This is a genomic window from Streptomyces sp. P9-2 (assembly GCF_051903975.1).
GTDB lineage: Bacteria > Actinomycetota > Actinomycetes > Streptomycetales > Streptomycetaceae > Streptomyces > Streptomyces cellulosae.
Genome location: NZ_CP192633.1, coordinates 5548718 through 5572052, shown reverse-complemented (window position 1 = coordinate 5572052; position 23335 = coordinate 5548718). Strand labels below are relative to the sequence as shown.

The following is a 23335-nucleotide window of genomic DNA, read 5'->3' as shown; positions in this document are numbered from 1 at the left end:
ACCCCACAACAGAGACGAAAGGACAGTCACCCATGCCCGCCCATGAGTTCACCCTTGAGGACCTCAAGCGCATCCTGCGCGAGGGGGCCGGCGCGGACGAAGGCGTCGATCTCGACGGCGACATCCTCGACACCGATTTCGGTTCGCTGGGCTACGAGTCCCTGGCGCTGCTGGAGACCGGCGGCAGGATCGAGCGTGAGTTCGGCATCACCCTGGACGACGAGACGCTGACCGACGCGGCGACGCCGCGATCGCTGCTCGAGGCCGTCAACGCCCTGCTGGTACCGGCCGAGGTCGGCTGACCAGACCCGGACCGCGCCGCCGGTTCCCGCCCGGACACCGTCGATGCCTCGGACCGGGACCGGCGGCGCGCACTGTCCGCCCCACCCCGCCCCCGCTCGGCGCACACCGACCCAACCAGGAGACAGACATGACACAGCAGAAGCCGAAGGTGGCCCTCGTCACGGGCGCGACCAGCGGCATCGGCCTGGCGGTGACCAGGCTGCTGGCCCGCGACGGCCACCGGGTGTTCCTCTGTGCCCGCACCGAGACCGGCGTGACCCGCACGGTCAAGGAACTGCTCGACGAGGGGCTGGACGTGGACGGCGCCCCGTGCGACGTACGCTCCGGGACCGACGTCAAGCGCCTCGTGACGCGGGCAGTTGACCGCTTCGGCACCATCGACGTACTCGTCAACAACGCCGGCAGGTCCGGTGGCGGGGTCACCGCCGAACTCCCCGACGACCTCTGGTCCGACGTGATCGAGACCAACCTCAACAGCGTCTTCCGGGTGACGCGCGAGGTGCTCACCACCGGCGGTATGCGCGACAAGGACCGTGGCCGGATCATCAACGTCGCCTCCACCGCGGGCAAGCAGGGCGTGGTGCTCGGCGCCCCCTACTCGGCCTCCAAGCACGGTGTCGTCGGCTTCACCAAGGCGCTCGGCAACGAGCTCGCGCCCACCGGCATCACCGTGAACGCCGTCTGCCCCGGCTACGTCGAGACGCCGATGGCACAACGGGTGCGCCAGGGCTACGCGGCCGCCTACAACACCTCCGAGGACGCGATCCTCGAGAAGTTCCAGGCGAAGATCCCGCTGGGCCGCTACTCGACCCCCGAGGAAGTCGCGGGCCTGGTCGGCTATCTGGCCTCCGACACCGCCGCCTCCATCACCTCGCAGGCGCTGAACGTCTGCGGCGGTCTGGGCAACTTTTGAGACGCTGAGGAGCAACCGTCATGACGACCCGTCAGGTCGAGCACGAGATCACGGTCGGGGCCCCGGCAGCCGCCGTCTACCGGCTGATCGCCGACGTGGAGAACTGGCCGCGGATCTTCCCTCCCACCATCTACGTCGACCATGTCGAGCGCTCGGCGGGCGAGGAGCGCATACGGATCTGGGCGACCGCCAACGGCGAGGCGAAGAACTGGACCTCGCGCCGCACGCTGGACCCGGACGGTCTGCGGATCACCTTCCGGCAGGAGGTCTCGGCCCCGCCGGTGGCCGCCATGGGCGGCGCCTGGGTCATCGAGCCGCTGTCCGACGGCTCGGCCCGGATCCGGCTGCTGCACGACTACCGCGCCGTGGACGACGACCCCGCCGGCCTGCGCTGGATCGACGAGGCCGTCGACCGCAACTCCCGTGCCGAGCTGGCCGCGCTGAAGACCAACGTGGAACTGGCCCACGCCGCGGAGGACGTCACGTTCTCCTTCGAGGACACCGTGCAGATCGCCGGCTCGTCCAAGGACGCCTTCGACTTCGTCGACGAGGCGGGTCTGTGGGCGGAGCGGCTGCCCCACGTGGCCTCGGTCCGCTTCACGGAGCACTCCCCCGGGCTGCAGACCCTGGAGATGGACACCCTGGCCAAGGACGGCTCCACGCACACCACGAAGTCGTACCGGGTGACGTTCCCGCACCACAGGATCGCGTACAAGCAGGTCACTCTGCCCGCGTTGATGACCCTGCACACCGGCCTGTGGACGTTCACGGAGAACGGGAGCGGGGTCGCCGCGACCTCGCAGCACACCGTCACCCTCAACACGGAGAACATCGCTCGGGTCCTCGGACCCGACGCGACCGTGGCCGACGCCCGCGCGTACGTCCAGGGCGCGCTGAGCACCAACAGCCGGGCGACCCTCGGCCATGCCAAGGACCACGCCGAGAAGCGGCGCTGACATGACCGCGCCGGACACGGATGTGGTCGTCGTGGGGGCCGGGCCGACCGGGCTGATGCTCGCCGGTGACCTGCGGGCCGGCGGGGCGCGGGTGACCGTTCTGGAACGGCTGGAGCGGCCCACGACCGAGTCCCGGGCGTCCGTCCTGCACGCGCGCACCATGGAACTGCTGGCCGAACGGGGCCTGCTGGAACGGTTCGGGCCGCTGCCCGAGGCGGGCCCCGGTCACTTCGGCGGCATCCCTCTCGACCTGAGCGAGGCCGGGAACAGTCCGTACGCCGGACAGTGGAAGGCGCCTCAGACGCATGTCGAAGCCGTCCTCGCCGCATGGGCGAGGGAACTCGGCGTCGAGGTGCGGCGGGGACTCACGGTGACCGGTCTGGCCCAGCGCGCCGACCGGGTGCGTGTCGTCGCCGTGGCACCGGACGGGCGGCGGCTGCGGCTGGACGCCGCCTATGTCATCGGCTGCGACGGCGAGGACAGCACCGTTCGGCGGCTGGGGAACTTCGCGTTCCCGGGGGTCGACTCCGGCAAGGAGCTCTTGCGCGCCGATCTGGCCGGCATCGAACTGCGGGAGCGGCGTTTCGAACGTCATCCCCGGGGCGTGGCCAACGCCCGCCGCGGCCCGGACGGCGTCACCCGCATCATGGTGCACGCCTTCGACCGGACCCCCGGGCCGTCCGGTACCCCCGCCTTCGCCGACGTCTGCGCGGTGTGGGCGCACGTCACCGGCGAGGACATCAGCGCCGCCCGGCCTGTCTGGCTCAACGCCTTCGGCAACGCGCGCCGGCAGGCGGACCGGTACCGCGACGGCCGGGTGTTCCTCGCGGGGGACGCGGCACACGTCCAGCTGCCCGTGGGGGGCCAGGCGCTCAATCTCGGCCTGCAGGACGCCATGGATCTCGGCCCGAAGCTCGCCGCCCGGCTGGCCGGCCGGGCCGGCGACGAGGTGCTGGACAGCTACGGCCTGGTCCGGCGAGCGGTGGGCGCTCGGGTCCTCACCAACATCGAGGCGCAGGCCCAGCTGTTGTTCGGCGGGCCCGAGGTGGACCCGCTGCGGGAGGTGTTCCGCGAGCTGCTGGAGCTCCCCGCGGCCCGCCGCCATCTGGGCGCCATGGTCGGCGGGCTCGACGGCGGCCGCCCCGCGCGGGCCGGCGCCGGCGGGCCGGCCGTGTCCGTGGCCCCCGCTCCGCTCCGTCAGGACATCACGCACAGGAGGATCACGATGGGCAAGCTTTCCGGCAAGACCGCGCTCGTCTCCGGCTCCAGCCGGGGTATCGGACGGGCCACGGCCCTCAGGCTCGCCCGCGACGGAGCGCTGGTCGCGGTGCACTGCTCCAGCAACCGGGCGGCCGCCGAGGAGACGGTCGCCGCCGTGGAGAAGGACGGCGGTCGCGCGTTCTCCGTGGTGGCCGAACTCGGGGTGCCCGGCGATGTGCACGAGCTGTTCCTCGCTCTCGAAAGGGAGCTGAAGGAGCGCACGGGGACGACCACGCTCGACATCCTGGTGAACAACGCCGGGGTGATGGGCGGGGTGGACCCCGAGGAACTGACCCCCGAGCAGTTCGACCGCCTGTGGGCCGTCAACGCGAAGGCACCGTACTTCCTGGTGCAGCGGGCCCTGGCCCACCTCCCCGACGGGGGGCGGATCATCAACATCTCCTCGGGGCTGACCCGGGTCGCCAACCCTCAGGAGATTGCGTACGCGATGACCAAGGGCGCGGTCGACCAGCTCACCCTGCACTTCGCCAAGCACCTCGGACCGCGCGGCATCACGGTGAACAGCGTGGGCCCAGGCATCACCGACAACGGTTCCGCCGTCTTCAGCGACCCGGAGGCGGTGGCCGCGATGGCGGGCTACTCGGTGTTCAACCGGGTCGGTGAGGCCCGCGACATCGCCGATGTGGTGGCCTTCCTGGCGAGTGACGACTCGCGCTGGATCACCGGCTCCTACCTGGACGCCAGCGGCGGCACCCTCCTCGGCGGCTGAGCGGGCGGACGAATGCCGAACCTCTTCACCTCCCCGCGCCCCGGCCCCGCCCTGGCCGGTCGGCGGGCCCTGCTGTTCGTACTCGCTGGCAACATGCTCGTCGACGCCCTGGAGGTCTCCGTCGTCCTGGTCGCCCTGCCGCCCATGGGGCGGGACCTGGGACTGTCCATGTTCGGCGGGCAGTGGATGATGAGCGGCTTCGCCGCGGGGTTCGCCGCCCTGCTGCTGCTCGGCCCGCGTCTTGCCGCCCTGTGGGGACGACGGCCCGTGTACCTCGCCGCGCTGACGGTGTTCATCGCCGCCTCGCTGGCCGGCGGCCTGACGGACGAGGGCGCCGTGCTGGCCGCGACCAGGGTGGTGAAGGGCATGTGCGCGGCGCTGACCGCGCCCACCGGGCTGGCCATCATCGGCACCGTCTTCCGGCCAGGGCGGGAACAGAGCCGGGCGGTGTCCGTGTACTCCCTCTTCGGAGCGGCGGGGTTCACGGTCGGCCTGCTCTCCTCCGGTGCGCTCACCGAGCTGAGCTGGCGCTGGACTCCGGTGTTCCCCGGGTCGTTCGCCCTCCTCCTGCTGCTGGCCGGTCTCCGGCTCGTCCCCCGGGACGCCGGGCCCCCATCCGCCGAGCCGCTGCTGCCGGCCCTGATCCGGCTGGTGCGCAACGGTCCGTTCGTGCGGTCGGCGCTGTGCGCGGCGACACTCAACGGCACCTACCTCGGGCTGCTGCTGCTCCTCACCCACTGGCTGCACGACACCTGGGGGTGGGGCTCCTGGGAGACGGCGCTGGCGTTCCTGCCGGCGTGTGTGCCGCTGGCCCTCACCCTGCCGTTCGCCGACCGGATGGTGGCGCGCTTCGGCACCGCACGGCTGATCGCGGCCGGAGGGTGCGCCACGGCGCTGGGCTGTGTGACGGCGCTGCTGACCGGAGCGCCGGACACCTACGTCACCGGGGTGCTGCCGGTGCTGCTCTGCGTCGAGGCGGGTTTCGTGCTGTCCTTCGCAGCCCTCAATCTCCAGGCCGTGTCGGGCATTCCGGCCGCAGAACGGGGCACCGCGGTGCCGGTCTACCAGACGGCGGTTCAGCTGGGCCCCCTGCTGTCGCTGCCGGCGGTGGCCATGGCGGCGGGTGCGGGTTACCGCCCGGCGCTGCTGTTCCTGACGGCGCTGGCGACGACGGGGGCCGTGACCGCCTGCGCCCCGCGCCGCCGCGCCCGTCCCGCCATCGCGGCCTGACCCGCCCCAGAACCGCGTCCCACGCGAACGGAGATCAACAATGCGTGTCCTGTTCACCATCTTTCCGGCGACGGCGCACCTGTATCCGGTGGTGCCGCTGGCCTGGGCGCTGCAGAGCGCCGGGCACGAGGTCGTCGTGGCGAGTCACGCGGGCGTCGTGGACCCCGGGGTGATCGACAACATCGCCGCGGCGGGGCTCACGGCCGTACCGCTGGGCACGCCGGACGAACTGCCGGAAGCCCTCGGCCCGCACACGGGCGACGCCGAGCCGGACCGGCCCTCCCTGGGGTTCGACGCCTTCGAACCGGAGGAGACGGGGTCCTGGCGCACCACTCGCGCCATTCTGACCGGCATGTTCCGGCTGCACTACCCGGAGCCTTCCGAGCCGGGCGCCCGCCGGCCGGTGCTGGACAACCTGGTCGACTTCGCCCGTGCCTGGCGTCCCGACCTGGTGCTGTGGGATCCGCTGATGTTCCCCGCCCCCGTCGCCGCGCGGGTCAGCGGCGCGGCGCACGCCCGGCTGCTGTGGGGGATGGACAACATCGGCGTGATCCATGAGCGCACGAAGCGTGAACTGGCGGATCCGGCGTCGGAGCTGACGGAGCATCCGTGGCTGAGCTGGTTCGGCCCGGTTCTGGAGCGCCACGGGCTGGAGTTCGGCGACGAGATGCTGCTCGGCCAGTGGACGCTGGACCTCACCCAGTCCCGGATGCAGGCTCCGCTCGACCAGACGCGCATACCGGTGCGGAGGGTCCCGTACACCGGCGCCGGCCGCCTCCCGGGCTGGCTGCACACCCGTCCCGGGCGTCCCCGGGCGGTGCTGTCCCTGGGCGTGAGCCGACGCAAGATCTTCGGCAAGTACAGCGGGTTCCCCCTGCGTGAGTTCTTCGCGTCGGTGTCGGAGCTGGACATCGAGGTCGTCGCCACGCTGAACAGCCAGCAGCTCGACGCGGCGGGCACGCTGCCCGGCAATGTGCGCGCCCTGGAGTACGTCCCGCTCAACCAGGTTCTGCCGACCGCTTCGGCGATCGTCCACCACGGTGGAGGCGGCACGTTCTCCTCCGCCGTCGCCCACCGCGTGCCCCAGCTGGTGATGCCGCTGGTCATGTGGGACGAGATGGTCACCGCCCGCTACGTGCGGGACATGGGAGCGGGCCTGGTCGCCGACCCGGACGCCCTGGACGTCGCGGAGATGCACAAGCAGCTCGTACGGCTGCTGGAGGATCCGTCGTTCCAGCTGGGCGCCCGCCGCCTGCACGACGAGATGCTCGCCGCGCCCGCGCCCAAGGAGATCGTGCCGCTGCTGGAGCGGCTGACCGCCGAACGCCGCTGACCACGCGCCCCGAGAGGACGGTCCGTCAGATGCGCGTACTGGTGATCTCCACCCCCGTTCCCACCCATTTCCTTCCGTTGGTGCCGCTGTTGTGGGCGCTGCGCTCGGCCGGTCACGAGGTGACCGTGCTGGCCCAGCCCGATGTGGTCGGAGCCGTACGGGCCTGCGGTCTCACGGCGATCTCGGCGGGCGAGCCGTTCGAGGTGAACGGGATGCTGCTGGAGGGGCTGGAGCCGGAGCGGCGTCCGCTGCAGGCACGGCCCCGGTCGGCCCCCGAACTGCTCGGCGGGTACGGCAGGTTGTGGTGGGCCCACGCCGCCTCGATGCTCGACGGCTACAGCGACGTGGCCGAGAGGTACCGGCCGGATCTCGTCCTGGCCGACCCGCTGGAGTACTGCTCGCTGATCATCGGGGCACGGCTGGGTGTGCCGGTCGTGCACCACCGGTGGGCGGTGGACGCCATCTCCGGACCTGCCCGGGCCTTCGTCCGCCCCGGCGCCCGTGAGCTGTGCGAGCGGCTCGGCCTTCCCGGCCTGCCCGACCCGGACGTGCTGCTCGACCCGTGTCCGCCTTCGCTGCGGCTGCCGGGCGGCGAACCGGGCACGCCCATCCGGTACGTGCCGTACAGCGGGGGCGCAGAGGTTCCCGCCTGGGTACGGGCCGACCGCGGTCCGGGAGCGGAGCGGCGGCGGGTGGCCGTGTCGCTGGGCAACACCCTGGCCCTGCACGGTGTGGGTTTCACCCGCGGTCTGCTGCGGGCCCTCGCCGCGCGGCCCGGGACCGAGATCCTGGTGACGCTGCCCGAGCCGTACCGCACGCGGATCGGTCCGCTGCCGAGCGGGGTCACGGCGGTCGACCCGCTCCCCCTGCACCTGTTCCTCGGCACCTGTGACGCGATGGTCCACCACGGGGGCGCCGGCACGGCCATGACGGCGACCTCCTTCGGACTGCCCCAGTTGGTGCTTCCGCAGCTGGCGGACCACTTCCCGCTGGGCGACCGGCTCACCGCGGCCGGCGCCGGGCTGTCCTTCGACACGGCGGAACGGCAGGACGACCCGCGGACCGTCGGCGCGGCCCTGGACGAGCTGCTGTCCGACCCCCGATACGCCGACGCGGCCCGTGGTCTGGCCGCGGAGATGGCCCGTATGCCGTCCCCCGTCGCCGCGGCCGCCGATCTTGAGCGGCGGGCCCGGGCGGGCACCCGACCGAGAAAGGCGAGCCTCCAGTGCACATCGAGGAACTGACCCTCCCGGGCACGTACGTGATCACGCCCACACTGATCCCCGACGCGCGGGGTTCGTTCTACGAGGCGATGCGCGGCGACCTGCTGGAAAAGGCCACCGGCGTGCCCTTCCGGCCTCGGCAGATCAACTACTCGGTCTCCCGGCGCCACACACTGCGCGGCATCCACAGCGTGCGCATCCCGCCCGGGCAGGCCAAGTACGTCACCTGTGTGCGGGGCGCGCTGCGTGACATCGTCGTGGATCTGCGGATCGGCTCCCCCACCTTCGGGGAGCACCGGGTGAACGTGCTGGACGCGGACTCCGGGCGTTCGGTGTACGTGCCTGAGGGTGTGGGGCACGGGTTCCTCGCGCTGACCGACGACGCGTGCATCTGCTACGTCGTGTCCTCCACCCATGTGCCGGGCACGCAGATCGACATCAATCCGCTCGACCCAGATCTCGGGCTGCCCTGGGACTGCCCGGAGCCCCCTCTCATCTCCGACAAGGACGCCAAGGCCCCCACAGTGGCCGAGGCCGTACGGGCAGGTCTGCTGCCCCGATTCGACAAGGCAGGGACACCGTGAGGATGCTCTTCGTCGCCGCGGGAAGCCCGGCGACCGTGTTCGCCCTGGCCCCGCTGGCCACCGCCGCGCGCAACGCGGGACACCAGGTGGTGATGGCCGCGAACGACGACATGGTCCCGTACATCACGTCGTCGGGCCTGCCGGGCGTGGCGACCACCGATCTGCCGATCCGGCACTTCATCACCACCGACCGGGCCGGCCGTCCCGAGGCGATCCCCTCCGGCCCGGTGGAGCAGGCGCTGTTCACCGGCCGCTGGTTCGCGCGCATGGCCGCGTCGAGCCTGCCCCGGATGCTGGACTTCTGCCGGTCCTGGCGGCCCGATCTGATCGTCGGCGGCACCATGAGCTACGTCGCTCCGCTGCTCGCCCTGCACCTGGGCGTGCCGCACGTGCGACAGACCTGGGACGCCATCGAGGCGGACGGCATTCACCCGGGCGCGGACGCCGAACTGCGGCCGGAGCTGGAACGGTTCGGGCTGGACCGGCTGCCAGGACCGGACCTGCTCGTGGACATCTGCCCACCGAGCCTGCGTCCGGGGAACGCCGCCCCCGCACAGCCCATGCGCTACGTCCCGGCGAACGCCCAGCGGCGGCTGGAGACCTGGATGTTCACCCGCGGCGAGCGCCGCAGGATCCTCGTCACCTCGGGCAGCCGCGTCGCGAAGGAGAGCTACGACAAGAACTTCGACTTCCTGCGCGGCCTTGCCTCGGAGGTCGCCTCGTGGGACGTCGAACTGATCGTCGCCGCGCCCGACGGGGCCGCCGACGCGCTGCGCGACGGCCTGCCGGGGGTCCGCGTCGGCTGGGCGCCTCTGGACCTGGTGGCGCCCACCTGTGACCTGCTGGTGCACCACGCGGGCGGGGTGAGCACCCTGACCGGTCTGAACGCCGGTGTACCGCAACTCCTCATTCCCAGGGGCGCCGTGCTGGAGAAGCCCGCCCTGCGCGTCGCGGACCGCGGTGCGGCGATCACGCTGCTGCCGGGCGAGGACTCGGTCGACGCGGTCGCGGACTCCTGCCAGGAGCTGCTGGCCAAGGACACCTACCGGGAGGCGGCGGGTGCCCTCTCCCGCGAGATCGCCGCCATGCCCTCCCCCGCGAGCGTGGTCGCCGCGCTCGGAGATCTGGCGTGAAGACGACACGAACCGAGAGGACCTCTCGATGAAGGCTCTGGTGCTAGCAGGCGGGTCCGGTACCCGCCTGCGGCCTTTCAGCTACTCGATGCCCAAACAACTCATACCCATCGCCAACACACCGGTCCTGGTGCACGTGCTCGGCTCCGTCCGGGAGCTGGGCGTGACCGAGGTGGGTGTCATCGTCGGCAACCGCGGGCCGGAGATCGAGGCGGTCCTCGGCGACGGCTCCCGGTTCGGCGTGCACATCACCTACATCGCCCAGGACGAGCCGCGAGGACTGGCCCACACCGTGGTGATCGCCCGGGACTTCCTCGGCCCGGACGACTTCGTGATGTACCTGGGGGACAACATGCTGCCCGACGGCATCGTCCCCATCGCCGAGGAGTTCGCCCGGCACCGCCCGGCCGCGCACGTCGTCGTGCACAAGGTCGCCGACCCTCGCTCGTTCGGCGTCGCCGAGCTGGGGCCGGACGGCGAGGTGCGGCGTCTGGTCGAGAAGCCCCGGGAGCCGCGCAGCGACCTGGCGCTGATCGGTGTCTACTTCTTCACCGCCGCCATCCACGAGGCGGTGGCGTCCATCGGGCCGAGCGTCCGCGGCGAACTGGAGATCACCGACGCCGTTCAGTGGCTCGTGTCCTCCGGTGCGGAGGTGCGGGCCAGCCGCTACGACGGCTACTGGAAGGACACCGGAAAGGTCGAGGACGTCCTGGAGTGCAACAGCCACCTCCTCGACGGACTGACCCGGCGCGTCGACGGACGGGTCGACGACGACAGCGTGCTCGTCGGCCGAGTCGTGGTCGAGGCCGGCGCTCGCGTCGTCAGGTCCCGGGTGGAGGGCCCGGCCATCATCGGCGCGGGCACGGTGCTGGAGGACAGCCACATCGGCCCGCACACCTCCATCGGGCGGGACTGCCTGGTGACGGACAGCAGGCTCGAGGGCTCGATCGCCCTGGACGAGGCGTCCGTCACCGGTGTCCACGGCCTGCGCAACTCGCTCATCGGGCGCGCCGCGTCCGTGGGCACCACGGGACGGGGCACCGACCATCACTGCCTCGTCGTGGGAGATCACACACGAGTGGAGGTCGCGGCATGAGGATCCTCGTCACCGGAGCGGCGGGCTTCATCGGCTCGCACTTCGTCCGCAGTCTGCTGGCGGACGAGTACCGCGGCTGGGAAGGCGCCCACGTCACCGCCCTGGACAAGCTGACCTACGCCGGCAACCGGGAGAACCTGCCCGCCTCGCACGAACGGCTGGTGTTCGTACGGGGCGACGTGTGCGACCGGTCCCTGCTCCGCGAACTGCTGCCCGGTCACGACGCCGTGGTGCACTTCGCGGCCGAGTCCCATGTGGACCGGTCGCTCGAAGGAGCCGGGGAGTTCTTCCGGACGAACGTGCTGGGCACCCAGACCCTGCTGGACGCGGTGCTGGAGAGCGGGGTCGAGCGGGTTGTCCACGTCTCCACCGACGAGGTCTACGGCTCGATCGCGGAGGGCTCCTGGACGGAGGAGTGGCCGCTGGCGCCCAACTCGCCCTACGCGGCCTCGAAGGCCGGCTCGGACCTGGTCGCCCGCGCGTACTGGCGGACCCACGGTGTGGACCTGTCGGTCACCCGCTGCTCCAACAACTACGGCCCCTACCAGCACCCCGAGAAGGTCATCCCGCTCTTCGTGACCAATCTGCTGGAGGGCGGCCAGGTCCCCCTGTACGGGGACGGACGCAACGTCCGCGAGTGGCTGCACGTGGCCGACCACTGCCGTGGCATCCACCTGGTGCTCAACGAGGGCCGGGCCGGGGAGATCTACAACATCGGCGGCGGCAACGAGTACACCAACCTCGACCTCACCCGGAAGCTGCTGGAACTGACCGGCGCCGGCGAGGAGAAGATCCGCCGGGTGGCCGACCGCAAGGCACACGACCTGCGCTACTCGATCGACGAGTCGAAGATCCGTCAGGAGCTGGGCTACACACCCCGGATCGGGTTCGAGGAGGGTCTTGCGGAGACCGTCGCCTGGTACCGCGACAACCCGGACTGGTGGAAGGCCGTGAAGCACGGGACGAGCCGTGCGGCCTGACCGTGCACCCGTGCCGGGGCTGCAGGTCGTGATCCTGGGGAGCAGCGGTTTCCTGGGCCGTGGGCTCGGCGCGGCGTTCGCCGCGCGGGGCGCGCGGGTGCACGGCGTCTCCCGAGGCGGTCCGCCGCCGGGCGCCGGTCCGTCATCGGGCCGGACCACGACAGCCACGTACCTGGACCTGCTGACGGCGGCCTCGGGTGAGCTGCGGGCGGCCTTCTCCGCGGCCCGCCCGGACGTCGTGGTGAACGCGGCGGGCCGGGCCTGGCGGGCGGACGAGGCGGAGATGAACGCGGGCAACGCCGTACTCGTCGAGCGGGTCGTGACAGCACTCGCCGAACTGCCCGGTCCTCCGGTGCGGCTGGTGCAGCTGGGCAGCGTCCACGAGTACGGCGCCGGCGACCCGGCCGGCGGCACGGGCGAGAGGCACGACCCCGACCCGGTCACGCCCTACGGCCGTACCAAACTCCTCGGGACGCGGGCCGTGCTGCGCGGCGCGCGGGAGGGAAGCGTCGAAGGAGTGGTGCTCCGGCTCGCCAACGTGATCGGCGCCGGGGTGCCCGAGGGCAGTCTCTTCGGCAGGGTGGCGGCCCATCTCGGTGCGTCGGCGGCGGCGCGGGCACGTGGGGAGCAGGTCACCGCCCTGCGGCTTCCGCCGCTGCGCGCGGCCCGTGACCTGGTGGACGCCCGTGACGTCGCCGACGCGGTGGTGGCCGCGGCCTCGGCTCCGTCCGCGGCCGTGACCGGTCAGGTGATCAACGTGGGCCGCGGCGAGGCGGTCGCCATGCGTGCGCTGATCGACCGGATGATCGCGCTCAGCGGTGTGGACGTCCCGGTGACCGAGGCGGCCGAGGCGCCGGCGCGCACCGACGTGGCCCGCCAGTGTCTGGACATCTCCCGTGCCCGGCGGCTGCTCGGCTGGAGCCCCTCTCGCGGACTCGACGACTCCCTGCGCGACCTCCTCGCCTCCGTGCTGCCGCCGGAGCGTCCGTCGCACAGCACACCACTCGGCATCACGGCCGCATCCCCGGCCGGAGAAGGGAATTGATCATGAGCGAGCGCAAGAACCGGATCCTCGAAGAGGTCCGCGCATACCACCAGGAGACCGCCCCGGCACGGGAGTTCGTCCCGGGGACGACGGAGATCTGGCCGTCCGGGGCGGTACTGGAGGACGAGGACCGGGTGGCTCTGGTGGAGGCCGCGCTGGAGATGCGGATCGCCGCCGGGACCAGCTCCCGCAAGTTCGAGTCGCAGTTCGCACGACGCCTCAAGCGCCGCAAGGCTCATCTGACCAACTCCGGTTCGTCGGCGAACCTGCTGGCCGTGTCGGCTCTGATGTCGCACGCCCTGGAGGAGCGGCGGCTGCGGCCGGGCGACGAGGTCGTCACGGTCGCGGCCGGCTTCCCGACCACGGTCAACCCGATCCTGCAGAACGGCCTGATCCCGGTCTTCGTGGACGTGGACCTGGCCACCTGCAACGCGACGGCCGACCGGGTGGCCGCGGCGATCGGGCCGAAGACCCGCGCCGTCGTCATCGCGCACGCGCTGGGCAATCCCTTCGAGGTCGCGGAGATCGCCCAGCTCTGCGAACAGCACGACCTGTTCCTGATCGAGGACAACTGCGACGCGGTCGGCTCCCTCTACGACGGGCAGCTCACCGGCACCTTCGGCGACATGACGACGGTCAGCTTCTACCCTGCGCACCACCTGACCATGGGCGAGGGCGGCTGCGTGCTGACCTCCAACCTGGCCCTGGCCCGCATCGTCGAGTCCCTGCGCGACTGGGGCCGGGACTGCTGGTGCGAACCCGGTGAGAACGACCGCTGCCTGAAGCGGTTCACGTACCAGATGGGCACGCTGCCGGCCGGGTACGACCACAAGTACATCTTCTCCCACGTGGGGTACAACCTGAAGGCCACGGACATCCAGGCCGCACTGGGGCTGACCCAGCTGGCCAAGCTGGACTCGTTCATAGAGGCGCGCCGGCGCAACTGGCGGCGGCTGCGTGAGGGACTCGACGGCGTCCCCGGCCTGCTGCTGCCCGAGGCCACCCCCCGCTCCGAGCCCAGTTGGTTCGGCTTCGTCATCACCGTGGACCCCGAAGCGCCGTTCAGCCGGGCCGAGCTGGTCGATTTCCTGGAGGGCCGCAAGATCGGCACGCGTCGACTCTTCGCCGGGAATCTGACCCGTCACCCGGCCTACATCGACCAGCCGCACCGGATCGTGGGCGACCTGGCCAACAGCGACGTCATCACCGAGCACACCTTCTGGATCGGGGTCTACCCGGCGCTCACGGACGAGATGCTGGACTACGTCACCGCCTCGATCAAGGAGTTCGTGGCCGCGCGCGGCTGAACCGGAGAGGCCGCCTCGCGGCCTCCTCACTCCTCAGAGATCGGGACGACGTATGGACATTGTGGGAAACGGTTTCCTGGCGCGGAACCTGCGCCCGCTGGCCGGCCGGCACCCGGACACGGTGGCCCTGGCGGCCGGGGTGTCGTGGGCCGGCGGCACCTCCGACGCGGACTTCGCCCGCGAGGAGGCTCTGCTGCACGAGGTCGCCGGCAGGTGCCGCGACACAGGCCGGCGGCTGCTCTTCTTCTCCACCGCGGCGACCGGCATGTACGGACTCGCCGACGGACCCGGCCGGGAGGATGTCCCGGTGACCCCCTGCACTCCCTACGGCGCGCACAAGCTCGCCCTGGAGGGAGTGCTGCGCGACTCCGGCGCCGACCATCTGATCCTCCGGCTGGGGCATCTGGTCGGCCCGCACCAGCCCGAACACCAGCTGCTGCCCACCTTGGTACGGCAGTTGCGCGAGGGTGTGGTCCGGGTGCACCGCGGCGCGGCCCGGGACCTGATCGGCGTCGAGGACGTCGTCACCGTGGTCGACCATCTCCTCGCCACCGGCCTGCGGGCCGAGACGGTCAACGTCGCTTCGGGTTTCGCCGTACCGGTGGAGGACATCGTCGATCACCTCGAAGAGGCTCTCGGGCTGCGGGCACGCCGGGAGTTCGTCCGGACGGGCGGCCGTCAGCACGTCATCTCGACGGAGAAGCTGCGCGCCCTCGTGCCGCAGACCGCGCGCATGGGGTTCGGCCCCGCCTACTACCGGCGGATCCTCGGGGACTTCACGGCCTCCGTGGCATCCGACGCCTCCGCACCTGCCTGACACCCATCGACCATCGAGGGGGACGCACATGACGCACCGCGGGAACCGCGCGACGAATCCCCGGCGGCGCACCCTGCGCGGAGCCGGCGCGCTGGCCGGTGCCGCTCTTCTGCTGGCCGGTCTCCACGGGCCCTCCGGCGCGGCACCCGCGGCCACGGTGACCGGGCCGGACGTACCGCACACCACCGAGGCACCCACCACGGTGGACCTGGTCTCGACCGCAACGGGTTTCACCGCGCCGGCCACCGCCCGCCCGGGACCGACCACGTTCCGCGCCTCGACCACCCAGTCGGGCAAGGGCTGGATCGGCCTGGCCCGGCTGAAGGACGGCAAGGACTGGGACGACTTCCTCGACGCCCTCTCCCGCGCGCTGTCCGACACTCCCGCCGACGTTCCGCAGGGTGCGAAGGACCTGGACGACACCGCCGTTCTGCTCGGAGGGCTGGTGATCCACCCCGGACAGCCCGGGACGTTCACCCAGGATCTGCGTCCGGGACAGTACCTGCTGTTCGACTACCTCACGGCGGGCGACGCCGAGCCGCGGCACCGCCGGCTGACGGTCACCGGTGCGTCCGCCGGCCGCTCCCCGGAGCCGACCGCCACCGTCGTGGCGAGACACGTACCCGGCGTCGGCCCTCGCTTCGAGGTGTTCGGCAGCCTGCGCGCCGGCCGCCCCCTGCGCTACGTCAACCGGATCCCCGGGCAGGTCAACGAGTTGCTCTTCGTGAAGGTCGCGGAGGGGACCACCGAGGCCGGTCTCAAGGCGTGGTTCGACGCCCTGCCCGACGACGGCACCTTCCCGCCGGACTCCCCGTTCCGCTCCCTCAGCCTCGGCAGCCTGCACCTGTCCACAGGGCGGTCGTCGGTCGTGCAGGTTCCCCTGGAGCCCGACCGGTACGCGGCGATCACCTATTCGAAGGACGCGACCGACGGCATCAAGCTCGTCAAGAAAGGCCTGTTCGCCCTCGTCGACGTGCACTGAACGTGCCGTTCTGCCCCTCGTCCTCCCCGTTTCCCCTGTTCCTCAGGAGTTCTCCGTGACGCCACCTCCCCTCCCGCAAGCCCGCGACAACACCCGGCGGATGACGGAACGTCTCGGGCTTTCCTCCGCCACCTTCCACGGCTCCCATCTGCCGACCGACCGCTTCTCCGCATGGCTCGCCGAGCGTGGCAGCGTCAACGCGTTCCGTGTGGACCGGATCCCGTTCGCCGAGCTGGACGGATGGTCGTTCGAGGACACCACCGGCAATCTCGTGCACCGCAGCGGCAGGTTCTTCACCGTCGAGGGCATGCGGGTGACCGAGCGCGACGAACCCTACGGCGACGGCCCGTACGCCGAGTGGCACCAACCCGTCATCAAGCAGCCCGAGGTAGGCATCCTGGGCATCCTGGCCAAGGAGTTCGACGGGGTCCTGCACTTCCTGATGCAGGCCAAGATGGAACCCGGCAACCCCAACCTTCTCCAGCTGTCCCCCACGGTGCAGGCCACCCGCAGCAACTACACCAAGGCCCACCAAGGCGCCGACGTGAAGTACGTGGAACACTTCGTCGGCCCTCGACGGGGCCGGGTCGTCGCGGACTCCCTGCAGTCCGAGCACGGTTCGTGGTTCTTCCGTAAGTCCAACCGCAACATGATCGTGGAGGCCACCGGTGACGTGCCGCTCCTGGACGACTTCTGCTGGCTGACCCTGGGACAGATCGCCGAACTGCTCCACCGGGACAATGTCGTCAACATGGACTCGCGAACGGTCCTGTCCTGCCTGCCGGTCCCGGAGACGGCGGCCGGCGCCCTGCACTCCGACACCGAACTGCTGTCCTGGATCACCGGCGAGCGCGCCCGGCACGATGTGCACGCCGAGCGTGTCCCGCTGGCCGGCCTGCCCGGGTGGCGCCGGCACGAGACGGCCGTCGAGCACGAGGAGGGCCGGTACTTCAAGGTGGTGGCGGTGTCGGTGCAAGCCGGCAACCGCGAGGTCACCAGCTGGACCCAGCCGCTGTTCGAACCGGTCGGCCTCGGTGTGACCGCCTTCCTCACCCGCACCTTCGACGGCGTACCGCACGTGCTGGTGCACGCCCGGGTCGAGGGAGGCTTCCTCGACACCGTCGAACTGGGCCCCACGGTCCAGTACACCCCCGACAACTACGCCCATCTGCCGGAGAAGGAACGCCCGCCGTTCCTCGACACCGTGCTGGAGGCACCGGCGGAGCGGATCCGCTACGAGGCCGTGCACGCGGAGGAAGGCGGCCGGTTCCTCAACGCGGAGAGCCGGTACCTGCTCGTCGACGCCGACGAACGGGACGCCCCGCTCGAACCGCCGCCCGGGTACGCCTGGGTCAGTCCCGACCAGCTGACCTGGCTGGTCCGTCACGGCCACTATCTGAACGTCCAGGCGCGGACACTGCTCGCCTGCCTCAACGCCGCCAAGGCGGTGGTCCGATGAGCGCGCCGGTGTCCATCGGGGTGCTCGGCTGCGCCGACATCGCGGTACGACGGATGCTGCCCGCGTTCACCGCCTCCCCGGACGTGGAGGTCGCGGCCGTCGCCAGTCGTGACCGGGGCCGGGCCGAGAAGACGGCCGGGCGCTTCGGCTGCCGGCCCGTCCACGGGTACGAGGCGCTGCTGGAGGCCGATGACGTGCAGGCGGTGTACGTGCCGCTGCCGGCCGCTCTGCACGCGCCCTGGGTCGAGGCGGCGCTCGCGGCCGGCAAGCACGTGCTCGCCGAGAAGCCCCTGACGACGGACCCGGACACCACCGCACACCTGCTGAATGTGGCCACCGAGCGGGGCGTGGCACTGATGGAGAACGTGATGTTCGTCCACCACCCCCGGCACGAGGCGGTACGGCGCCTCGTCACCGACGGGCGGATCGGCGAACTCCGCGCGTTCCACGCGGCGTTCACCATTCCTCCGCTCGCTGACAGCGACATCCGGTACGACGCCGGCCTCGGCGGCGGCGCCCTGGCGGACGTCGGCCTCTATCCGCTGCGCGCCGCATTGCACTTCCTGGGCCCGGAGCTCGAGGTGATCGGTGCCCGGACGGTTCGGGGACGCGGACGGCAGGTCGAGACGTCCGGTGCGGCGCTGCTCGGGACTCCCGGCGGAGTCACCGCGCACATCACGTTCGGCATGGAGCACGCCTATCTGTCGCGGTACGAACTGTGGGGCAGCGAAGGGCGGATCACCGTGGACCGGGCGTTCACCCCGCCGGCCGACTTCGTCCCGCCGGTCTCCCTGCACACGTCCGCGGGCACGGAGGAGATCCGGCTGACGCCCGCCGACCAGGTGGCGGCGACGGTCGCCGCCTTCGTCACCGCGGTCCGGGCCGGATACGCGCCGGGCGAGGACACACTGCGGCAGGCCGTTCTGCTGGACGCCGTACGCCGTCGGTCCGGGTGATCCTGCCAGAGGAGGCGCACATGACGGTCGAACTGCACGAGATCCGTGCGCAGGCACTGGCCGGCCCGAGCGAGAAGGCGACCCAGGCGCAGCACGCCAAGGGCAAGCTGACCGCGCGGGAGCGCATCGAACTGCTGCTGGACGCGGGTTCCTTCCGTGAGGTCGAGCAGTTGCGCCGGCACCGGGCCACCGGCTTCGGTCTGGAGGAGAGGAAGCCGTACACCGACGGTGTGATCACGGGCTGGGGGACGGTGGAGGGGCGGACGGTGTTCGTCTACGCCCACGACTTCCGTATCTTCGGCGGCGCGCTGGGCGAGGCGCATGCCACGAAGATCCACAAGATCATGGACATGGCCATCGCGGCGGGGGCGCCGCTGGTGTCGCTGAACGACGGTGCGGGCGCGCGGATCCAGGAGGGGGTGTCGGCGCTCGCGGGGTACGGGGGCATCTTCCAGCGCAACACCAAGGCGTCGGGCGTGATCCCGCAGATCTCGGTGATGCTGGGCCCGTGCGCGGGCGGTGCGGCCTACAGTCCGGCGCTGACGGACTTCGTGTTCATGGTGCGGGAGACCTCGCAGATGTTCATCACGGGTCCGGACGTGGTCAAGGCGGTCACGGGTGAGGAGATCACCCAGAACGGCCTGGGCGGCGCGGACGTGCACGCCGAGACGTCCGGTGTGTGTCACTTCGCGTACGACGACGAGGAGACCTGCATCGCCGAGGTGCGCTACCTGCTGTCCCTGCTGCCGCAGAACAACCGGGAGAACCCGCCGCGGGTGGACTGCTCCGACGCCGCGGACCGGCGCAGCGAGGTGCTGCTGGACCTGGTTCCGGCGGACGGCAACCGGCCGTACGACATGGCGAAGGTGATCGAGGAGATCGTCGACGACGGCGAGTTCCTCGAGGTCCACGAGCGGTGGGCGCGGAACATCATCTGTGCGCTGGCGCGGATGGACGGCCAGGTCGTGGGGATCGTCGCCAACCAGCCGCAGGCGCTGGCGGGTGTGCTGGACATCGAGGCCAGCGAGAAGGCCGCCCGTTTCGTGCAGATGTGCGACGCGTTCAACATCCCGATCCTGACCTTCCTGGACGTGCCCGGCTTCCTGCCGGGTGTGGACCAGGAGCACGGCGGCATCATCCGCCACGGCGCGAAGCTGCTGTACGCGTACTGCAACGCCACGGTGCCGCGGATCTCGCTGATCCTGCGCAAGGCGTACGGCGGCGCGTACATCGTGATGGACAGCCAGTCCATCGGCGCCGACCTGACGTACGCGTGGCCGACGAACGAGATCGCGGTGATGGGCGCGGAGGGCGCGGCGAACGTGATCTTCCGTCGGCAGATCGCCGAGGCCGAGGACCCCGAGGCGATGCGGGCGCGGATGGTCAAGGAGTACAAGTCCGAGCTGATGCACCCCTACTACGCCGCCGAGCGGGGGCTGGTCGACGACGTGATCGACCCGGCCGCCACCCGTGAGGTGCTGATCCGTTCGCTGGCGATGCTGCAGACCAAGCACGCCGACCTGCCGTCGCGCAAGCACGGCAACCCGCCCCAGTAACTGGGAGAACCGACGATGACGACACCTGACATCCGTGTGGAGAAGGGGCATGCCGAGCCGGAGGAGGTCGCGGCGATCGCGGCGATCCTGATGGCCCGCGCCGCCAACGCGCCCGCCGCAACGCCGGCCCACCGGGGCCGCCCCCGGGCCGGCTGGCGCCGCCTGGAACGCGAACCAGGCTTCCGAGCCCCCCACAGCTGGCGCTGACCTCGCCCCGAAGGGCGCGGGGAACGGCGCGAGCAACCACGCCCTACCCGCACCCGACGCGCTGCAGAGGTCGCCCGCAGGCCAGTAGGGGCGCGGGGAACTGCGCGACCGGCCACGAACGACCCGCACCCGACACCGCAACGGGCCGACGGCGACAGCAGTACTGGAGCCGTTTCTTCAACTTTCTCATCGGCGCACCACAGATCCATGTCAACCGCGTGGTGCCCCTCCCCGGGGACTGATTGGCTGGCGCCAACCCCCGGCCCGCATGCGTTCATGCGGTTTCTGTCCATGTCCCAGCACAGATAAGGCTCAACATGGTTTCGCGACGCAGATTCCTGGGCTCGGCGACAGCGGTGGCCGGCGCTGCCGCGGGCTTCGCCGCACTGCCCCATTCGGCGCCCGCCCGGGCCGCCGGACGGATCGCGCCGGAGGTTGTCGTCAGGCCGGGAGACGCCCGGTACGCCGAGCTCGCGGAGCGCGGGTACAACAACCGTTTCGTGGCCACCCCGGACGAGATCTGGCTCGTGCACAGCGCCGCTCAGGTGGAGAAGGCGGTGAACCAGGCCGTCGCCGACAACCAGCGTGTCACGGTGCGCAGTGGAGGTCACTGCTTCGAGGGCCTCGTGGACGACCCGCAATTCCGTCTCCTGGTCGATCTGTCCGAGATGAGGGGCATCAGCTTCGACCCGAAGATGAACGCCTTCGCCGTCGAGGCGGGCGCCCGGCTCGGCGAGGTCTACAAGGCCCTGTACGAGGGCTGGGGGGTGACCGTCCCCGGTGGTGTCTGCCCGGAGGTCGGCGTGGGCGGCCACGTCAGCGGCGGTGGATACGGGCCGCTGTCACGCAGGTACGGCCTGGTCGTGGACCATCTGTACGCCGTCGAGGTCGTGGTCGCGGACCGGCGACGCGGGGCACGGACGATCGTCGCCACCCGGGACGCCGGCGATCCGAACCGCGACCTGTGGTGGGCCCACACAGGCGGCGGTGGCGGCGGGTTCGGCATCGTCACGCGTTTCTGGTTCCGGACGCCGGGTGCCTCCGGCCGTCCCTCCGCGCTCCTGCCGAAGCCGCCGGCCCGGATGCGTAAGACCGTCGTGAGCTGGCCGTGGAGCGAGCTGACCGAGGCTCGTTTCACGCGTCTGGTGCTCAACCACGGAGCCTGGCACGCGGCGAACAGCGCGCCGGGCTCCGAGTACTCGGTGATGCACAGCTCCCTCCAGCTCCACTCCTCGATCACCGGCACGATCGAGCTGGAGATCCGCATGGACGCCACTCTGCCCCGTACATCCCAGCTCCACGACGACTACATCCGCGCGGTGAACGCGGGCGTGGGCCTGGAGCCGACCGTCGACATCACCGAGGGCTCCTGGCTGGACGTCACGCTGGAGCCGACTCCCAGTTACGGCGACTACGGGCGCCAGAAGTCGATGGGCGGACATCTGCGGAAGCCGCTGACCGAAAGCCAGGTCCGCGCGCTCCACCGTTCGCTGAGCGACCCCTCCCACTTCGGCGCCGGCCTGGTCTATCTCGCTGCCTACGGCTGCCGCATCAACACGGTTCAGTCCTCCGCCACCGCCATCCCCCAGCGGGACTCCGTCTTCAAGCTCTGGTACTCCAACAACTGGGCGGACCCCGCCCAGGACGACTACGAGGTCGAGTGGCTGCGCACCCTGCGCAAGAACGTGCACGGCGCAACCGGCGGCTTCCCGGTACCCGACGGCCGGCAGGACGGCGGCTACATCAACTACCCCGACGTCGACATGCTCGACCCGGCGCAGAACACCTCGGGTGTGCCCTGGTACTCGATCATCTGGAAGGACAACTACCCGAGGCTGCAGCGCGTCAAGAACACCTACGACCCCCACAACGTCTTCCGGCATGCCATGTCCCTGACCCCCTCCTGACCATCGCTCGGGCGGTCGGTCCTCACGCCGGAAGCGCACATCACCCATGTCTGCACAACAGCCCGGAGGGCCCCATGACCAGCAGTAACCCCGCTGCCAGCCACACCGCTTCAGGACGCCGTGCGTTGCCCGTGTGGCAGGCGGTGGCGGGGGCCGCCGTCGTCGCCGCCGTCGTCAATCTCGTCGTTCTGTTCATCGGCGATGCCGCCGGGGCCTCACTGGTCCTGGAACTCAACGGCAAGCCCGACGAGATCGGCGCCGGCGACGTCGTCTTCATGTCGGTCGCCGCGCCGGTGCTCGGCATCACCGCGGCCGTTCTCCTGGCCCGCTGGAAGCCGGTGTTCCTGCGGGTGGGCCAGATCGTGGGCGGTTCCGTCGCGGTACTCACCGCGATCGGCCCGCTGACTCAGGAGACCGACGGTGGTACGGCCGCGACACTGATCACGATGCACCTGTTCGTGGGGCTCGTCGCGGTGGCCGCCCTGGAGGCGATTCGGCGGTCCCGCGTCTGACGTCACGTCGGCACCACGCACGAGGCGGCCCTCCGGCACCCCCCGGGTTCCGGAGGGCCGTGCTGCTGCCTCCTTGAACGAACGGGTCACGACATCGAAAAGGGCCGCCGGTCACCGTTGACCGTACGACCCGTTCGAATGAGGTACCCGGTTCCCGGAATCGTCCGGAAGGTCAGGCACGCCCCAGACGAAATCCGACTCCTCGAGCGGTGACGATCCAGTCGCTCGATCCCAGCTTGCTGCGCAGACTGCTGACATGGGTGTCGATGGTCCGCCCCGGCACGGACCGGGAGTCACGCCACACCTGCACCATGATCTGCTCCCGGGTGACAACGATTCCCGGGCGTGAGGCGAGCAGATACAGAAGGTCGAATTCCTTGCGCGTGACCTCTATGGTCCGGTCGTCCAGGCGGATTTCGCGGGCCCGGGGGTCTATGGAAAGCGGCCCCACGACGACGACCTCGTCAGGCGAGGCCGGCTGTCGCACAGCCCGTCGCATGACCGCCTCGATACGGGCAATCAGTTCGGCCAGGCTGTACGGCTTCGGGACATAGTCGTCCGAGCCGGCGCGCAGGCTCATGACGCGGTCGAGTTCGGAGTCGCGGGCCGTCACGACGATGATCGGCACGTCGCACAGGGCCCTGATGCTCCGGCACAACTCGACACCGTCCAGGTCGGGAAGGTCCAAGTCGACGAGAAGCAGGTCGGCGTTCCGGTACTGCTGCAGGGCCTGAGCGCCGGTCGGGACGCTTTCCGCCTGGTAGCCGTGCCGCCATAAATCGCGGACCAGCCCCTTGGCGACCTCGCTGTCGCTCTCCACCGCGAGTACGCGCACCGGCTTCCGGA

At 71.0% G+C, this 23335-nt stretch carries 22 protein-coding genes; 21 read left to right on the top strand and 1 reads right to left on the bottom strand.

Features of this window, described 5'->3' with window-relative positions; all coding sequences use genetic code 11:
* Window positions 1–32 precede the first annotated feature (32 nt).
* From ACQY0Z_RS25335 to ACQY0Z_RS25235, 21 genes are all read left to right on the top strand, one after another.
* Window positions 33–302: an acyl carrier protein gene (locus tag ACQY0Z_RS25335; RefSeq protein ID WP_189904119.1), complete on the top strand. Its 270-nt coding sequence runs from the start codon at window positions 33–35 to the stop codon at window positions 300–302.
* 128 nt (window positions 303–430) lie between these two features.
* Entirely contained in the window at window positions 431–1216 is a 786-nt protein-coding gene (fabG, locus tag ACQY0Z_RS25330) for a 3-oxoacyl-ACP reductase FabG (protein ID WP_254586112.1), read from the top strand.
* 20 nt (window positions 1217–1236) lie between these two features.
* Window positions 1237–2172 (top strand): aromatase/cyclase, encoded by a 936-nt coding sequence (locus ACQY0Z_RS25325; RefSeq protein WP_439812856.1) that lies wholly within the window; start codon window positions 1237–1239, stop codon window positions 2170–2172.
* A 1-nt stretch (window position 2173) separates the two neighbouring features.
* Window positions 2174–4162, top strand: coding sequence for an SDR family oxidoreductase (locus ACQY0Z_RS25320; protein WP_381725906.1), 1989 nt, complete (start codon window positions 2174–2176; stop codon window positions 4160–4162).
* A gap of 12 nt (window positions 4163–4174) precedes the next feature.
* Entirely contained in the window at window positions 4175–5392 is a 1218-nt protein-coding gene (locus tag ACQY0Z_RS25315; protein ID WP_439812855.1) for an MFS transporter, read from the top strand.
* Window positions 5393–5432: 40 nt separating this feature from the next.
* The gene (locus tag ACQY0Z_RS25310) at window positions 5433–6725 is read left to right on the top strand and encodes an activator-dependent family glycosyltransferase (protein WP_189904109.1); all 1293 of its coding nucleotides are present in this window, start codon (window positions 5433–5435) and stop codon (window positions 6723–6725) included.
* Window positions 6726–6754: 29 nt separating this feature from the next.
* A complete protein-coding gene (locus ACQY0Z_RS25305; RefSeq protein ID WP_439812854.1) occupies window positions 6755–7969 on the top strand; it encodes a nucleotide disphospho-sugar-binding domain-containing protein in 1215 nt (404 codons plus the stop codon).
* Window positions 7951–8532: a dTDP-4-dehydrorhamnose 3,5-epimerase family protein gene (locus ACQY0Z_RS25300; protein WP_439812853.1), complete on the top strand. Its 582-nt coding sequence runs from the start codon at window positions 7951–7953 to the stop codon at window positions 8530–8532. Before ACQY0Z_RS25305 ends, ACQY0Z_RS25300 begins: the two co-directional genes overlap by 19 nt.
* 2 nt (window positions 8533–8534) lie before the next feature.
* Window positions 8535–9665 (top strand): nucleotide disphospho-sugar-binding domain-containing protein, encoded by a 1131-nt coding sequence (locus ACQY0Z_RS25295; protein ID WP_254586108.1) that lies wholly within the window; start codon window positions 8535–8537, stop codon window positions 9663–9665.
* Window positions 9666–9693: 28 nt separating this feature from the next.
* Window positions 9694–10761 (top strand): glucose-1-phosphate thymidylyltransferase, encoded by a 1068-nt coding sequence (locus tag ACQY0Z_RS25290; protein ID WP_189904101.1) that lies wholly within the window; start codon window positions 9694–9696, stop codon window positions 10759–10761.
* Window positions 10758–11741, top strand: coding sequence for a dTDP-glucose 4,6-dehydratase (gene rfbB / locus ACQY0Z_RS25285; RefSeq protein ID WP_189904099.1), 984 nt, complete (start codon window positions 10758–10760; stop codon window positions 11739–11741). Before ACQY0Z_RS25290 ends, rfbB begins: the two co-directional genes overlap by 4 nt.
* A gap of 10 nt (window positions 11742–11751) precedes the next feature.
* Window positions 11752–12786, top strand: a complete 1035-nt coding sequence (locus ACQY0Z_RS25280) for an NAD-dependent epimerase/dehydratase family protein (protein ID WP_439812852.1) — start codon at window positions 11752–11754, stop codon at window positions 12784–12786.
* Between the two features lie 2 nt (window positions 12787–12788).
* Entirely contained in the window at window positions 12789–14093 is a 1305-nt protein-coding gene (gene rfbH / locus ACQY0Z_RS25275) for a lipopolysaccharide biosynthesis protein RfbH (protein ID WP_189904095.1), read from the top strand.
* A 52-nt stretch (window positions 14094–14145) separates the two neighbouring features.
* A complete protein-coding gene (locus ACQY0Z_RS25270; protein ID WP_189904093.1) occupies window positions 14146–14910 on the top strand; it encodes an NAD-dependent epimerase/dehydratase family protein in 765 nt (254 codons plus the stop codon).
* A 28-nt stretch (window positions 14911–14938) separates the two neighbouring features.
* On the top strand, window positions 14939–15892 hold the full coding sequence (locus tag ACQY0Z_RS25265) for a hypothetical protein (RefSeq protein WP_254586104.1): 954 nt from the start codon (window positions 14939–14941) through the stop codon (window positions 15890–15892).
* A gap of 100 nt (window positions 15893–15992) precedes the next feature.
* Complete coding sequence (locus ACQY0Z_RS25260) at window positions 15993–17351, top strand: NDP-hexose 2,3-dehydratase family protein (RefSeq protein WP_347224918.1); 1359 nt, start codon at window positions 15993–15995, stop codon at window positions 17349–17351.
* The gene (locus tag ACQY0Z_RS25255) at window positions 17348–18307 is read left to right on the top strand and encodes a Gfo/Idh/MocA family protein (RefSeq protein WP_189904089.1); all 960 of its coding nucleotides are present in this window, start codon (window positions 17348–17350) and stop codon (window positions 18305–18307) included. The genes ACQY0Z_RS25260 and ACQY0Z_RS25255 overlap by 4 nt, the downstream gene beginning before the upstream one ends.
* A gap of 20 nt (window positions 18308–18327) precedes the next feature.
* On the top strand, window positions 18328–19863 hold the full coding sequence (locus ACQY0Z_RS25250; protein ID WP_347224919.1) for an acyl-CoA carboxylase subunit beta: 1536 nt from the start codon (window positions 18328–18330) through the stop codon (window positions 19861–19863).
* 15 nt (window positions 19864–19878) lie between these two features.
* Window positions 19879–20070, top strand: coding sequence for an acyl-CoA carboxylase subunit epsilon (locus tag ACQY0Z_RS25245; protein ID WP_254588789.1), 192 nt, complete (start codon window positions 19879–19881; stop codon window positions 20068–20070).
* 317 nt (window positions 20071–20387) lie between these two features.
* Entirely contained in the window at window positions 20388–21977 is a 1590-nt protein-coding gene (locus tag ACQY0Z_RS25240) for an FAD-binding oxidoreductase (RefSeq protein WP_189907136.1), read from the top strand.
* Between the two features lie 74 nt (window positions 21978–22051).
* Window positions 22052–22489 carry a DUF6069 family protein gene (locus ACQY0Z_RS25235; RefSeq protein ID WP_189907138.1) on the top strand — a complete coding sequence of 146 codons (438 nt, stop codon included), beginning with the start codon at window positions 22052–22054 and terminating at the stop codon, window positions 22487–22489.
* Between the two features lie 172 nt (window positions 22490–22661).
* Here ACQY0Z_RS25235 and ACQY0Z_RS25230 read toward each other — a convergent pair whose 3' ends face one another.
* Entirely contained in the window at window positions 22662–23309 is a 648-nt protein-coding gene (locus ACQY0Z_RS25230; protein WP_254588685.1) for a response regulator transcription factor, read from the bottom strand.
* Between the last annotated feature and the right edge of the window lie 26 nt (window positions 23310–23335).

Coding starts and splice junctions, on each gene's coding strand:
- ACQY0Z_RS25335 (WP_189904119.1), top strand. CDS start 33: ATGCCCGCCCATGAGTTCACCCTTGAGGACCTCAAGCGCATCCTGCGC.
- fabG (WP_254586112.1), top strand. CDS start 431: ATGACACAGCAGAAGCCGAAGGTGGCCCTCGTCACGGGCGCGACCAGC.
- ACQY0Z_RS25325 (WP_439812856.1), top strand. CDS start 1,237: ATGACGACCCGTCAGGTCGAGCACGAGATCACGGTCGGGGCCCCGGCA.
- ACQY0Z_RS25320 (WP_381725906.1), top strand. CDS start 2,174: ATGACCGCGCCGGACACGGATGTGGTCGTCGTGGGGGCCGGGCCGACC.
- ACQY0Z_RS25315 (WP_439812855.1), top strand. CDS start 4,175: ATGCCGAACCTCTTCACCTCCCCGCGCCCCGGCCCCGCCCTGGCCGGT.
- ACQY0Z_RS25310 (WP_189904109.1), top strand. CDS start 5,433: ATGCGTGTCCTGTTCACCATCTTTCCGGCGACGGCGCACCTGTATCCG.
- ACQY0Z_RS25305 (WP_439812854.1), top strand. CDS start 6,755: ATGCGCGTACTGGTGATCTCCACCCCCGTTCCCACCCATTTCCTTCCG.
- ACQY0Z_RS25295 (WP_254586108.1), top strand. CDS start 8,535: ATGCTCTTCGTCGCCGCGGGAAGCCCGGCGACCGTGTTCGCCCTGGCC.
- ACQY0Z_RS25290 (WP_189904101.1), top strand. CDS start 9,694: ATGAAGGCTCTGGTGCTAGCAGGCGGGTCCGGTACCCGCCTGCGGCCT.
- rfbB (WP_189904099.1), top strand. CDS start 10,758: ATGAGGATCCTCGTCACCGGAGCGGCGGGCTTCATCGGCTCGCACTTC.
- rfbH (WP_189904095.1), top strand. CDS start 12,789: ATGAGCGAGCGCAAGAACCGGATCCTCGAAGAGGTCCGCGCATACCAC.
- ACQY0Z_RS25270 (WP_189904093.1), top strand. CDS start 14,146: ATGGACATTGTGGGAAACGGTTTCCTGGCGCGGAACCTGCGCCCGCTG.
- ACQY0Z_RS25265 (WP_254586104.1), top strand. CDS start 14,939: ATGACGCACCGCGGGAACCGCGCGACGAATCCCCGGCGGCGCACCCTG.
- ACQY0Z_RS25260 (WP_347224918.1), top strand. CDS start 15,993: ATGACGGAACGTCTCGGGCTTTCCTCCGCCACCTTCCACGGCTCCCAT.
- ACQY0Z_RS25255 (WP_189904089.1), top strand. CDS start 17,348: ATGAGCGCGCCGGTGTCCATCGGGGTGCTCGGCTGCGCCGACATCGCG.
- ACQY0Z_RS25250 (WP_347224919.1), top strand. CDS start 18,328: ATGACGGTCGAACTGCACGAGATCCGTGCGCAGGCACTGGCCGGCCCG.
- ACQY0Z_RS25245 (WP_254588789.1), top strand. CDS start 19,879: ATGACGACACCTGACATCCGTGTGGAGAAGGGGCATGCCGAGCCGGAG.
- ACQY0Z_RS25240 (WP_189907136.1), top strand. CDS start 20,388: ATGGTTTCGCGACGCAGATTCCTGGGCTCGGCGACAGCGGTGGCCGGC.
- ACQY0Z_RS25235 (WP_189907138.1), top strand. CDS start 22,052: ATGACCAGCAGTAACCCCGCTGCCAGCCACACCGCTTCAGGACGCCGT.